Source organism: Pelomicrobium sp. (assembly GCF_036803785.1).
GTDB lineage: Bacteria > Pseudomonadota > Gammaproteobacteria > Burkholderiales > UBA6910 > Pelomicrobium.
Genome location: NZ_DAIRTR010000092.1, coordinates 1 through 12,459, shown reverse-complemented (window position 1 = coordinate 12,459; position 12,459 = coordinate 1). Strand labels below are relative to the sequence as shown.

The 12,459-nt window shown below is 64.7% G+C and carries 12 protein-coding genes; 1 reads left to right on the top strand and 11 read right to left on the bottom strand.

What is annotated here, in order from left to right; all coding sequences use genetic code 11:
* The 4 genes from V7Q81_RS11115 to V7Q81_RS11100 form a co-directional block, all read right to left on the bottom strand.
* A partial coding sequence (locus tag V7Q81_RS11115) for an ATP-binding protein (RefSeq protein ID WP_333843230.1) occupies positions 1 to 639 on the bottom strand: 639 nt, incomplete at its 3' end.
* Between the two features lie 8 nt (positions 640 to 647).
* Entirely contained in the window at positions 648 to 1,871 is a 1,224-nt protein-coding gene (argJ, locus tag V7Q81_RS11110) for a bifunctional glutamate N-acetyltransferase/amino-acid acetyltransferase ArgJ (protein ID WP_333843227.1), read from the bottom strand.
* 51 nt (positions 1,872 to 1,922) lie between these two features.
* Positions 1,923 to 4,679 (bottom strand): preprotein translocase subunit SecA, encoded by a 2,757-nt coding sequence (gene secA, locus V7Q81_RS11105; protein WP_333843224.1) that lies wholly within the window; start codon positions 4,677 to 4,679, stop codon positions 1,923 to 1,925.
* Positions 4,680 to 4,795: 116 nt separating this feature from the next.
* Positions 4,796 to 5,710, bottom strand: a complete 915-nt coding sequence (locus tag V7Q81_RS11100) for a M23 family metallopeptidase (RefSeq protein WP_333843221.1) — start codon at positions 5,708 to 5,710, stop codon at positions 4,796 to 4,798.
* A gap of 18 nt (positions 5,711 to 5,728) precedes the next feature.
* Here V7Q81_RS11100 and V7Q81_RS11095 point away from each other — a divergent pair, with 18 nt between their 5' ends.
* Complete coding sequence (locus V7Q81_RS11095; RefSeq protein ID WP_333843218.1) at positions 5,729 to 6,175, top strand: DciA family protein; 447 nt, start codon at positions 5,729 to 5,731, stop codon at positions 6,173 to 6,175.
* A 39-nt stretch (positions 6,176 to 6,214) separates the two neighbouring features.
* Here the strand turns inward: V7Q81_RS11095 and V7Q81_RS11090 are convergent, their stop codons facing one another.
* The 7 genes from V7Q81_RS11090 to murB all read right to left on the bottom strand — a co-directional run.
* The gene (locus V7Q81_RS11090; RefSeq protein ID WP_333843216.1) at positions 6,215 to 6,400 is read right to left on the bottom strand and encodes a hypothetical protein; all 186 of its coding nucleotides are present in this window, start codon (positions 6,398 to 6,400) and stop codon (positions 6,215 to 6,217) included.
* Between the two features lie 36 nt (positions 6,401 to 6,436).
* Positions 6,437 to 7,348: a UDP-3-O-acyl-N-acetylglucosamine deacetylase gene (lpxC, locus tag V7Q81_RS11085; RefSeq protein WP_333843213.1), complete on the bottom strand. Its 912-nt coding sequence runs from the start codon at positions 7,346 to 7,348 to the stop codon at positions 6,437 to 6,439.
* 93 nt (positions 7,349 to 7,441) lie between these two features.
* Positions 7,442 to 8,596 (bottom strand): cell division protein FtsZ, encoded by a 1,155-nt coding sequence (ftsZ, locus tag V7Q81_RS11080; RefSeq protein ID WP_333843211.1) that lies wholly within the window; start codon positions 8,594 to 8,596, stop codon positions 7,442 to 7,444.
* 87 nt (positions 8,597 to 8,683) lie between these two features.
* Positions 8,684 to 9,985, bottom strand: coding sequence for a cell division protein FtsA (ftsA, locus tag V7Q81_RS11075; RefSeq protein ID WP_333843209.1), 1,302 nt, complete (start codon positions 9,983 to 9,985; stop codon positions 8,684 to 8,686).
* Positions 9,986 to 10,016: 31 nt separating this feature from the next.
* Complete coding sequence (locus V7Q81_RS11070; RefSeq protein WP_333843207.1) at positions 10,017 to 10,742, bottom strand: cell division protein FtsQ/DivIB; 726 nt, start codon at positions 10,740 to 10,742, stop codon at positions 10,017 to 10,019.
* A complete protein-coding gene (locus V7Q81_RS11065) occupies positions 10,732 to 11,649 on the bottom strand; it encodes a D-alanine--D-alanine ligase (protein ID WP_333843205.1) in 918 nt (305 codons plus the stop codon). The genes V7Q81_RS11070 and V7Q81_RS11065 overlap by 11 nt, the downstream gene beginning before the upstream one ends.
* Before the next feature lie 18 nt (positions 11,650 to 11,667).
* Positions 11,668 to 12,459: UDP-N-acetylmuramate dehydrogenase (gene murB / locus V7Q81_RS11060; RefSeq protein ID WP_442954817.1), on the bottom strand; the 792-nt coding region annotated here is incomplete at its 5' end.

Here is a 12,459-nt window from a genome sequence, read left to right as displayed (position 1 = left end):
TTCCTCCACCGTCTCTCCCGGATGGATCTCGTCCCCGACCCGCCGCGCTTCCAGATTCTCCTGCATAAACTCGGGCATGAGGTGTCGCCGGTTGGAGGTGGCATAAACCAGGACGTTCTCCGAGGGTGCCGCCACCGAGCCGTCCAGCACCGCTTTGAGCGCCTTGTAACCCGACTCCTCCGCCTCGAAGGACAGATCATCGCAGAACAGAATGAACCGCTCGGGACGCCCGCCCACCAGGTCCACGATCTCCGGCAGATCTATGAGGTCCTGCTTTTCCACTTCGATCAGGCGCAGGCCCTTAGAGGCGTATTTGTTGAGCACCGCTTTCACGAGGGACGACTTGCCCGTGCCCCGAGCGCCGGTGAGCAGCACGTTGTTTGCCGGCACCCGGTTGACGAACTGCCGGGTGTTTTGCTCCACTAGGGCTTTCTGTCGATCGATGCCCTGCAGGTCTCTGAGGGCGATGCGATGGACGTGGGTGACCGGCTGCAGGAAACCTTGGGTGCCGCGCTTGCGCCAGCGGAAAGCGATCGAAACCCGCCAATCCACCGCCGGCGGCGGGACCGGCACGATTGCCTCCAGCCGTGCGAGCAGAGCCTGGGCACGATCGACAATGTGGTCCAACTCCCGGGCCATGGCTGCCTTCAAGTGCGGTATTCGGCGTTGATGCGCACGTAGTCGTAGGAAAAATCGCAGGTCCACACGGTGGCAACGGCATCTCCCCGGCCCAAGGCCACGCGTACGGTGATCTCCGGCTCGCGCATAATCCGCAACGCCTCCGCCTCCTGGTAATCGGCGGCCCGGCCGCCGCGCTCCGCGACCCGCAGATCCCCCAGGTAGAGGCGTACCCGCTCCACGTCCAGATCCTCGATCCCAGCAGCGCCAACAGCCGCCAGGATCCGTCCCAGGTTGGGATCGGAAGCGAAAAAGGCGGTTTTCACAAGGGGCGAGCGGGCGATGGCGTAGCCCACCCGGCGGCATTCCTCCTGGTTGCGCCCCTCTTCCACGGTCACGGTAATGAACTTGGTCGCCCCTTCGCCGTCGCGCACGATGGCCTGGGCGAGCCTGCGTGCCGCCCGGGTCAGGGCCTCTTCCAGGGTAGCAAAGCCGAGTTCGTCCCCCGTTGCGAAGCGAACCCCAGCGCTCCCCGTGGCCATAAGGACTAGCGCATCGTTGGTGGAAGTATCCCCGTCCACCGTAATGCAGTGGAAGGAAGCGTCCGCGATCCGGTGCACGAGTCGAGCGAGGAGTGAGGAGGCGATGGCCGCGTCGGTGGCAACGAACCCTAACAGGGTGGCCATGTTGGGATGGATCATGCCGGCGCCCTTGGCGATGGCGGTGACCGTCACCGGCATTCCCGCGATGTCCAGGCGCTCGGAGCAGGCCTTGGGTACGGTGTCCGTGGTCATGATGGCCTCGGCAGCGAGGAGCCAGCCGTCCGGCCTCAGGGAAGCGACGCACCGAGGCAGTCCGGCGATCAGCCGCTCCAGGGGAAGCGGCTCCATGATCACCCCAGTGGAAAAGGGCAGCACCTGCTCGGGCGCACAGCCGAGCAAGCGCGCCACCGCCGCGCAGGTCTCCCGTGCCCGGCGGATGCCCTCGCTGCCCGTGCCAGCATTGGCGTTGCCGGTGTTTACCACCAAGGCCCGTATGCCCCCCTTGGCCAAGTGCTCCCGGGCCACGGTGACCGGGGCCGCGCAGAAACGGTTGCGGGTGAACACGGCGGCCACTTCGCTCCCCGGGGCGAGCTCGATCAGCAGCAGGTCGTAGCGCTGCGGCTTCTTGATGCCCGCCTGAGCGGCGCCCAGGCGCACGCCCCCCACCGGCAAGAGGCTTTCCGCCTCGGGCGGGGGGAGATTAACTGCCATGGGTCGCTACCCTCCGCACCGCGGCGACAGCGTCCTCGAGCACGAGGCCCCTCATGCCAGTTTGCCGTGGCAATGCTTGTATTTCTTGCCGGAGCCGCAAGGACATGGTTCGTTGCGGCCGATCTTCTGACCCTGGCGCACGAAGGGCTGGGTTGCCTGGGGTGCATTGGCTTCCGCCAAGGCCTGGTCATAGTCGGCGTGATGGTAGCGGACGTTGGTGGGCGCCGCGGCAGCCGTCTCCACGGCCTGTACCTGCTCTTCACTGCGGATCTGCACCGTCATGAGAAGCTGCACTACGTCCCGCTTGATGCGGGAGAGCATGTCGGCGAAGAGCTGGAAAGCCTCGCGCTTGTATTCCTGCTTGGGGTTCTTCTGGGCGTAACCCCGCAGATGAATGCCCTGGCGCAAGTGATCCAGGGCCGCCAAATGCTCGCGCCAGTGAGTGTCCAGAGCGTGTAGCATCACGGCCCGCTCGTAGTGCTTCATCACCTCCTCGCCCACCAAGTCCACCTTGGCCTGGTAGTGCTCGGCCGCCGCCTCCAGGATGCGGGCGCGTAGACGCTCCTCGTGCAGCTCGGGCTCCGCCTCCAGCCACTGGCGGAGAGGAAGCTTCAGCTGGTACTCGGCGGCAAGTGCCCGCTCCAGCCCGGCCACGTCCCACTGTTCCTCCACGCTTCCTGGAGGCACGTACTCGTCCACGAGCGCCCCGATCACCTCCTCCCGGTAGGCACGAATCTCCTCCGAAATGTCCGCTGCGTCGAGCAGGGCGTTGCGGTCGTGGTAGATCTTCTGGCGCTGCTCGTTGGCCACATCGTCGTACTCGAGAAGCTGCTTGCGGATGTCGAAGTTGCGAGCCTCCACCTTGCGCTGGGCGTTCTCGATGGCCCGGGTCACCCAGGGGTGCTCGATGGGCTCCCCCTCGGGGAGCTTCAGCCGCTCCATGATGGCGGCGACCCGTTCGGAAGCGAAGATGCGAAGCAGGGGATCTTCCAGCGAGAGGTAGAAGCGGCTGGAACCAGGGTCGCCCTGGCGCCCAGCCCGTCCCCTGAGCTGATTGTCGATGCGCCGCGACTCGTGGCGCTCGGTGCCGACGATGTGTAAACCGCCCAGGGACACCACCTGGTCATGGAGTTTCTGCCACTCGGCCTTCACCTGCGCGATGCGCTTTTGCTTAGCCGCCTCGTCCAGAGTCTCGTCGGCCAGGATGCGGTTGATCTCGGGGTTTGGGTTGCCGCCTAGAACGATGTCGGTCCCGCGGCCTGCCATGTTGGTGGCGATAGTGACCATCTTGGGCCGCCCCGCCTGGGCCACGATCTCCGCTTCTCGGGCATGCTGCTTGGCGTTGAGCACCTGATGGGGAATCCCTTCCTTTTTGAGCAGCGCCGAGAGGAACTCGTTATTCTCGATGGAGGTGGTCCCCACCAGCACCGGTTGCCCCCGAGCGTAGCAATCCTTGATATCGTTGATGACCGCCTGGTACTTTTCCCGCGCCGTACGGAACACCTGATCGTGCAGATCCTGGCGAATCATCGGCTTGTGGGTGGGAATCACCACTACTTCCAGGCCATAGATCTGCTGGAACTCGTAGGCCTCGGTGTCCGCCGTGCCGGTCATGCCGGCGAGTTTACGATACAGGCGGAAGTAGTTCTGGAAGGTGATGGAGGCGAGGGTCTGGTTTTCCTTCTGGATTGGCACCCCTTCCTTCGCCTCCACCGCCTGGTGCAGACCCTCCGACCAGCGCCGGCCGGGCATAAGCCGCCCGGTGAACTCGTCGACGATGATCACCTCGTTGTTCTGCACCACGTAATGTTGGTCCCGGTGGAATAGGGCATGGGCACGCAGCGCGGCGTAGAGATGGTGAATCAGCAGGATGTTCTGGGGATCGTAGAGGCTGGTGCCCTCTGGCAAAAGCCCCGCCTTGGCCATTAGCTCCTCGGCGTGCTCGTGGCCTTCCTCCGTGAGCAGGATCTGGTGGGCCTTCTCGTCCACGGTGTAGTCGCCCGGACCGCCCTCCCGCTCCTGGCGCTTCAGGTGGGGCACCAGAGCATTCACCTTGACGTACAGCTCAGTGGTGTCCTCGGCTTGGCCCGAGATGATGAGGGGCGTGCGTGCCTCGTCGATCAGGATCGAGTCCACTTCGTCCACGATGGCATAGTTCAGAGGCCGCTGGTAGCGCTCCGAGGGATGGGTCGCCATGTTGTCGCGCAGATAGTCGAAGCCAAACTCGTTGTTGGTGCCATAGGTGATGTCAGCGGCATAGGCAGCCTGCTTGTCGGCGTGGTTCATCTGAGTAAGGATCACCCCGACCGTCAGCCCGAGGAAGTTGTAAATCTTGCCCATCCACTCGGCATCCCGCTTGGCCAGGTAGTCGTTCACCGTGACCACGTGCACTCCCCGGCCGGTAAGGGCGTTCAGATAGGCGGGAAGCGCCGCCACCAGGGTCTTGCCTTCGCCGGTGCGCATCTCGGCGATTTTTCCCTGGTGCAGCGCGATGCCCCCGACCAGCTGGACGTCGAAGTGGCGCATCTCCAGGGTACGTTTGGCCGCCTCGCGTACCACCGCGAAGGCCTCCGGCAGGATCTCGTCCAGGGCAGCGGCCTCCAGCGCCGGCACCTTCTCTGGCGCGGCACCCTCCAAGCGTTGCGCAATACGCGCCTTGAACTCGGCGGTCTTCGCCTTCAATGCCTCGTCAGGCAAACGGGCGATTTCTGGCTCGAGGGCGTTGATCGCACGCACCGTCTCGTTATAGCGCTTGAGCAACCGCTCGTTGCGGCTGCCGAAAATTTTGGTGAGAAAATTGGCAATCATCCGGATTGACAGCGGTCAGAGCCGCGGATGGGTGAGTGATATGGATCGGTTCACCAAACGAAATAGGGGTGAGGCTTTCCGGCCTCACCCCCCATCAGACACCTCGAAACGGCAAGCTATCCTTGGGCCTTCAGGAAGCGGGCGGGATTGAGCGCGACCCCGTTGCGACGCACTTCGAAGTGCAGATGAGGTCCCGTGGACCGGCCGGTATTGCCCACCTCGCCGATTTTCTGGCCACGCAACACAATGGCACCAACTTCCACCAGCCGTTTGGAGGCATGGGCATAGCGGGTGACCAGGTTGTTGCCGTGGTCAATTTCAATCATATTACCATACTCGGGATGGTACTCCGAGGTCACCACCACCCCGCCGGCAGCGGCCAAGATCGGCGTGCCCACCGGCGCGACGAAATCCACCCCTTCGTGAATCACCCGCTGGCCCGTGAAGGGGTCGTTGCGCCAGCCGAACCCCGACGAGAGCCAGCCTACGTCCACCGGTCTCATGGAAGGGATCAGTTGACGCACGAGCTGGCTTTCCAACAGTACCGATTCGAGAATATGAAGCTGGTCCGTGCGGTGGTTGAGCAGGCGGCTCAATTCGTCGAGCTGCTCGGCAAGCTGGCCAACGCTAAGGGTATATCGGGGCAGATGGGCGATCGCCCCGCCTTGCCCAAGGGGTTGATCGAATGCGAATTCCTGGGGCTTGATCCCCGCCAGTTGGGCAAGGCGCTCGCCCAGGCCGTCCAGCCGCAGGAGCTGGGCCTGCATCTGACCCATGCGCACCGCCAGCGCATGGATCGTCTCCTGCATGTAGACTTGGGCCTCCTGACCACCGGAGGTGACCGGGTCGGCCGCCTTCACTCCCAGGAGCGGAGCCAGCGCTGAGGCATGACGCACTGCGAAATAGGCAATGGCTGACGCGGCCCCCGCCCCCAGGACTAGCAAAAGGGCAAACAAAGTGACGATCTGCGTCCGGGTCAGGGTGATGGTGCGGGCCTGGGCAAGCTTGCCGGATACGACGATGATGTTCATGTCTCCACCGTTCTTGTGATGGCGGTGCCTGCCCGACCGATCAGCTTCTATTTCAGAAGCTTAGAAGGGACTGGAAGCCCTCTCACCGAGGCCCGGCGCTTGGCCGAGCTTAACCGGGCCTATCGAGAGGTGGCACCACGCGAGCTTCGCCCCCTGAGCGGGATCGTCTCGTACCGGGACGGTGCGATCAAGATCCGTGCCACTAGCGGCGCAGCGGCAGCCAAGCTCAGGCACATGAGCCCCCGCCTGATCCAGGCTTTGCGGGAGCGGGGCTTCGAGGTTACTTCAATCCAGGCCCTGGTTCAAGCACCCGAGCCGAGCCCCTCGAATGCCAGCAAACCCCTTCGGCGCTTAAGTCCGAAGGCGGTGCAGAGCCTGGCAACCCTAGCCCAACACCTGCCTCCCTCGCCATTGCGCGCAGCGCTACGGGCGCTGATCGCCCGAGGGGGACGGCGGGCCCGCTAGATCATGGGCGCTCCCGAGACGCCCCGGTGGAGCTACCGATCAAATGACCAGGATCAATCGCTCGAGCACGTACAGCGCGGCGAAGACCACCGTCAGCACCAGCCCAAACTTGAGGGTGGCCCCGGCATAGCGCAGGTAGCGGCGATCCCGGGTGTAGAGATAGAGCCCCAGGCAAACCCCCAGGACGAGGAGCAGGAAAACGACCGCTAAGCGAATCAGGAACACACCGCGCCTCGGGTGAGGACCGGGCTGCGCGAGCTTTCAGGCGCTTTGCAGTTGGAAACGCAGGAAGGCGGGCGCCTCCTCGGGGTCATCGAAGGTGACAAACTCCCAAGTCCGGCCATCAGCCAGCAAAGCCCGGGCCAGGGCATTGTTGAGGGCATGGCCCGACTTGTGGGCTAGGAAAGCGCCGATGATCGGATGTCCCAGCAGATACAGGTCGCCGATGGCATCGAGCACCTTGTGCTTGACGAACTCGTCCTCGTAACGCAGGCCGTCGCTGTTGAGCACGCGGAACTCATCCATCACGATGGCGTTGTCCAGGCTCCCGCCGAGGGCCAGTCCCTGGGCCCGCATGTTCTCCACGTCCTGGACGAAGCCGAAGGTGCGCGCTCGGCTCACCTCCTTGACGAAGGAGGTCTTGCCGAAATCGATGCATACCTGCTGGCGGGTCTTGTCGAAGATGGGATGGTCGAAGGCGATGCTGAACTCCACCTTGAATCCATCGTAGGGCTCGAAGCGCACCCATTTGTCGCCGTCCTTGACCTCCAGGCGACGCAGTATGCGGATGAATTTCTTCGGCGCCGGCTGCTCCTCCAGCCCCGCCGACTGCAGCAGAAACACGAACGGGGAGGCCGAGCCGTCCATGATGGGAACCTCGCCGCCGGAGAGGTCCACGTAGGCATTGTCCACGCCTAACCCGGCGAAGGCGGACATGAGATGCTCGACGGTGGATACACGCACCCCGTCCCGCTCAAGGCAAGAACAAAGCCGCGTGTCATGCACGCTATGGGCGTTCGCCTTGATCTCCACGGGCTGCGGCAGGTCGATGCGGCGGAAAACGATGCCGGTATTGGGCGCCGCCGGCCGCAGGGTCATGTAGACCTTCTCGCCAGTGTGCAGCCCAACGCCCGTCGCGCTGATGACGTTTTTGAGGGTTCTTTGCTTGACCATCCAGGCCCTTTCGCCGGACCAAGTCCTTAAAAAACGAGGCAGTATATCACACGCGATAGCCTTTCCCAGGGGAGCGCCCTGCCTGGCGCCTTGTCAGTCGGCCTGCTTACGCAGGAAGGCAGGGATGTCCAGAAGGTCGATCCCCGACTGCCGCATGGCCTCCACCGTGGTCTCCCGCCGGCGCCCAGTGCGCATCACGGTGGGAGTATCCAAAGCCTCGTAGTTCACCGTGTCAAAGGGCGCGGCGTCAGTGCCTGTCCTGACCACCGACAGGGACTTCGGCTGGGCGCGGGCAGGCAGGCCGAGGCCGGTAGCGACGATGGTCACCCGCAGATTGTCCTCCATGGATTCGTCGATCACCGTGCCGACGATGACGGTGGCGTCTTCGGCGGTAAAGTCGCGGATGGTGTTCATCACATCGTGTACTTCCTTCATCTTAAGGCCCATGCTGGCGGTGATGTTGACCAGCACGCCCCGAGCCCCGGACAGGTTCACGTCTTCCAGCAGAGGGCTCGCTACCGCCTGCTCCGCTGCCAAGCGCGCCCGGTCCACACCGGAAGCGTAGGCCGAGCCCATCATCGCCATGCCCATCTCAGACATTACCGTGCGCACGTCGGCGAAGTCCACGTTCACCAGGCCCGGGCAGTTGATGACTTCGGCGATGCCCGCCACTGCGCCGTGCAGCACGCCATTGGCCGCTTTGAAGGCATCCAGCATGCTCACTTCCTCTCCCAGCACACTCATCAGCTTGTCGTTGGGGATCACGATGACTGAATCCACGTATTGGGACAGGGCCTCAATGCCTGCCTGGGCCACTTTGAGCCGCTTGCCCTCGAAACTAAACGGCTTGGTGACCACCGCCACGGTGAGGATGCCGAGCTCCTTGGCGATCTGGGCCACCACCGGTGCGGCGCCAGTGCCGGTGCCCCCGCCCATGCCAGCGGTGATGAACAACATGTCCGCTCCCTGGATCAGCTCTGCCAGCCGGTCCCGATCCTCCAGCGCCGCCTCCCGACCCACTTCGGGGTTGGCACCGGCCCCGAGCCCTTTGGTGATGCTCGCGCCGAGCTGCAGCAGAGTTTTGGCCTGGTTGCGCTTGAGCGCCTGCGCGTCGGTGTTGGCGCAGATGAACTCCACTCCCTGCACCCCCTGCTCGATCATATGGTCTACGGCGTTGCCGCCGCAGCCGCCGATGCCGATCACCTTGATCACGGCCTCCGGTGTCTGAGTATCCATCACTTCGAACATGTCAACCTCCTTGAAAAGATGCCTCGTCGATGATCACCCGCTTCTTCGGCCCGCCCGCCGGAGGCGGAACAGACCCCTTGTCCTTGCTCAGAAGTTGCCCTGGAACCAACTCCTCATGCGCTCGAAGATCTGCCGTAACGACCCGCCTTGCAGGCGCTGCATTTGCTGGCGCTGCTGTTGTTCCAGCCCCGCCATGAGCAGCCCCACGCCGGTGGCATAGCGCGGGCTACGTACCACCTCGGCCAGGCTGCCCCGGTACTGGGGCACCCCCACGCGGACCGGCATGTGGAATACCTCTTCGCCCAGCTCCACCATGCCCTGCATGGCGCTGCTGCCGCCAGTGATGACGATGCCGGAGGAAAGCAGATCTTCGAAACCGCTGCGCCGCAGCTCCGCCTGGACCAGGGAATAGAGCTCCTCCACCCGCGGCTCGATCACCTCCGCCAGGGTCTGGCGCGACAGCTGTCGCGGTCCTCGATCGCCGATGCCCGGCACTTCCACCATTTCTTGGGCATCGGCGAGCTGGCGCAGGGCGCAGCCATAGCGCACTTTGAGATCCTCCGCCTCTTTGGTCGGGGTGCGCAGCGCCATGGCGATGTCGTTGGTGATTTGGTCGCCGGCGATGGGAATGACTGCCGTATGGCGGATGGCGCCCTGGGTGAACACCGTGATATCAGTGGTACCGCCGCCGATGTCGGCCAGGCACACGCCCAGCTCCTTTTCGTCCTCTGAGACCACCGCCAGAGCGGAGGCCAGGGGCTGCAGCACCAGGTCGCGCACTTCCAGCCCGCAGCGACGCACGCACTTGACGATGTTCTGCGCCGCCGATACCGCCCCTGTGACGATGTGGACCTTCACTTCCAGGCGCAACCCGCTCATGCCCAAGGGCTCGCGCACGTCTTCCTGGCCGTCGATGATGAACTCCTGGTTCAGGATGTGGAGAATCTGCTGGTCGGTCGGGATGTTGACCGCCTTGGCCGTCTCAATCACACGATCCACATCGGCCTGGGTTACTTCCTTGTCCTTCACCGCCACCATGCCGTGGGAGTTGAAGCTCTTGATGTGGCCTCCGGCGATGCCCGTGTAGACCTCGCGGATTTTGCAGTCGGCCATGAGCTCGGCTTCCTCCACCGCTCGCTGAATCGCGTTCACGGTGGACTCGATGTTGACCACCACGCCCTTTTTGAGGCCGCGCGAGGGCTGGCTACCCATACCGATCAGCTCGAAGCTACCGTCGGGCAGCACCTCTGCCACGAGCACCACGATCTTGGAGGTGCCGATGTCTAGCCCAACAATCAGGTTTTTCGACTCCTTGGGCTTCAACTTCCTCGTCCACGAGCGCTCCCCTTCCACGGGCGGCTGCAAACCGGACGGCAGGATCCTATCCATGCTTTCCTCCTAAAGACTCACCAAGCTCCGTTCACGTTCCTCGGCTCGTCCGCGCCGAGGTCTCCCGCGGCAGGCGCACGGCAAAACCGTGGGGATAGCGCAAATCCACGTACTCGACGGGCACGCCAAGCCGTCCCAGACTCTCACCGTAAGCCACAACGAATCGGGCGAGCCGCTGGTCCGTGTGGCTGCGACCCAGCTTCACCACCGTTCCCCGTTCGAGCTCGAGCTCCCAGGCGCCCCGTGCCGAAAGCCGCACGGCCTGCAACCCGAGTCCGGCCTGCGCCAGCAAATCCCGAAAGCGTAGGTAGCGCTCGACTACTTCCCGCTCGGTCCCGTCGGGGCCGGAGAGCTCGGGAAGCGGGCCCTCGAACACAGCCTCGAAGCGCTCCCCGTAGCGGTCGATCAAGGCGTTCTCGCCCCAGCGGGCGAGCACCTCGCGCTCCTCCAGCGTCACCACCAGGGTGGCAGGCCAGCGGCGGGCAAGGCTCGCCCTGCGCACCCATGGCAGCTTCTCGAAGGCGCCGCGTATCGCCTCCAGGTCCACGGTGAAGAAGGTGCCCCGCAGCTCCTGCGCCACCACCGCTTGAACCTGCTCCACCGTCACCCGCCGGGGCGGCGCTGTCAGCTCCACCGCCTGCAAGGCGAACGCGCTGCTGCCCGCAGCCGCCAGGGCGGCGGCCGCCAGTAGGGCGGCGAGCCCGAGCGTGAAAAGCAGGTTGGCCACCGCGTTCAGCGCTCGTGGACTATCCCACATGGGCAAGCTCCAGAATTCTCACCACCAGCGTCTCGAAGCTCATGCCGGCCGCCTTGGCCGCCATGGGCACCAGGCTGTGGCCGGTCATGCCAGGGGCAGTGTTCATTTCCAGCAGGCTCACGCTGCCATCCGCGCGGCGGATTAGGTCCGCGCGCCCCCAGCCGCGACAGCCCAGCACCTCCACTGCCCGCATGACAAGGGCCTGGATCGCCCGCTCCTCCTCCCGCGGCAGCCCGCACGGGCAGTGATAGCGGGTCTCGTCGCTGAAATACTTGCTCTGGTAGTCGTAGTTGCCGCCGGGCGCCTCAATGCGGATGAGGGGCAAGGGCTCCTCGCCCACGAAGCCAGCGGTGAGCTCCTGCCCTTCGACGAACTCCTCTGCCAGCACCAAGGGGTCGTAGCGCGCCGCCACTGCGTAGGCTTGCGGCAGCTCTTCCACGTGCGCCACCTTGGTGAGCCCCAGGGTGGATCCTTCGTGGGCCGGCTTCACGATGAGGGGCAAACCCAAGCGCGCCGCCACCGCCTGCCAGTCGGTCGCCGCCTGGAGCACTTCCCAGCGGGGCGTCGGCAGCCCGCAGCCCGCCCATACGTACTTGGTGCGCAACTTGTCCATGCACAGAGCCGAGGCCATGACACCGCTGCCGGTGTAAGGAATGTCCATGAGCTCCAATGCCCCTTGCACCGTACCGTCTTCGCCGTAACGACCGTGCAGGGCGATGAAGACCCGGTCGAAGCCCTGCTCCTTCAAAGCGAACACGCTGCGCTCGGCCGGATCAAACGGGTGGGCGTCCACCCCCGCCCGCCGTAGCCCCTCCAGCACGTTCTTTCCCGACATAAGGGAAATCTCCCGCTCGGCGGAGCGCCCCCCCATGAGGACCGCCACCTTCCCGAAATCGTGTGGATTCATCGAGCACCACCTCTCGACTCAGACGGGATCGCCGACCACGCGGACCTCCCGCACCAGGCGTACTCCAGTCAAGCTCACCACCGTTCGCTCCACCGTCTCCATGATGGTCTCGATATCCCACGCCTTCGCGCCCCCCAGGTTGACGATGAAGTTGGCGTGCTTGTCGGAGATCATGGCGTTGCCGATGCGGTAGCCCTTGAGCCCGCAACCTTCGATCAGCCGCGCCGCATAGTCGCCAGGGGGATTGCGGAACACCGAGCCCGCATTGGGCAGGTTAAGCGGCTGGGTGGCTACCCGTCGCGCCAGCAGCCGTTTGATGGTCTGGCGCGAGCGCTCTCCGTTGCCTCGCCTGAGCCGCAGGCGGGCGGCGACGAACCACTCCTCTGCGGCTGCATCGTCCCGGGCCTTCAGCGCCACATGGCGGTAGCCGATCTGGTAGTCCTGGGATGAGCGCTCCCGCACCCGGCCGGCCCGGTCGATGGTGCTCACCCGCTCCACCACTTCCCAAGTCTCCGCTCCGTAGCAGCCGGCGTTCATGGCGAGCGCTCCGCCCACCGTGCCCGGAATCCCGGCCAGGAACTCGGCCCCCTCGAGCCCGTGCAGGGCGGCGAAGCGCGCCACCTTAGGGCTCGCCACGCCGGCCTGCGCATACACCAAGCCCTGACGCGAGTCCTGGGCCTCCAGGGTGAGGGCGGCGAGCGCCCGGTGCAGGAGGATCACCGTGCCCCGAAAGCCCCCGTCCCGCACCAGGAGATTGCTGCCCAGCCCCACGACCAGCACCGGTTCTTCCGGCGGCAGCGAACGCAGGAA

Bases quoted from the DNA above. Each gene is read 5' to 3' on its own strand.
- V7Q81_RS11070 (WP_333843207.1), bottom strand. From the start codon at position 10,742: ATGTGGGATAGTCCACGAGCGCTGAACGCGGTGGCCAACCTGCTTTTC.
- V7Q81_RS11095 (WP_333843218.1), top strand. From the start codon at position 5,729: ATGGCGGTGCCTGCCCGACCGATCAGCTTCTATTTCAGAAGCTTAGAA.
- ftsA (WP_333843209.1), bottom strand. From the start codon at position 9,985: ATGGATAGGATCCTGCCGTCCGGTTTGCAGCCGCCCGTGGAAGGGGAG.
- argJ (WP_333843227.1), bottom strand. From the start codon at position 1,871: ATGGCAGTTAATCTCCCCCCGCCCGAGGCGGAAAGCCTCTTGCCGGTG.
- ftsZ (WP_333843211.1), bottom strand. From the start codon at position 8,596: ATGTTCGAAGTGATGGATACTCAGACACCGGAGGCCGTGATCAAGGTG.
- V7Q81_RS11100 (WP_333843221.1), bottom strand. From the start codon at position 5,710: ATGAACATCATCGTCGTATCCGGCAAGCTTGCCCAGGCCCGCACCATC.
- V7Q81_RS11065 (WP_333843205.1), bottom strand. From the start codon at position 11,649: ATGAATCCACACGATTTCGGGAAGGTGGCGGTCCTCATGGGGGGGCGC.
- secA (WP_333843224.1), bottom strand. From the start codon at position 4,679: ATGATTGCCAATTTTCTCACCAAAATTTTCGGCAGCCGCAACGAGCGG.
- lpxC (WP_333843213.1), bottom strand. From the start codon at position 7,348: ATGGTCAAGCAAAGAACCCTCAAAAACGTCATCAGCGCGACGGGCGTT.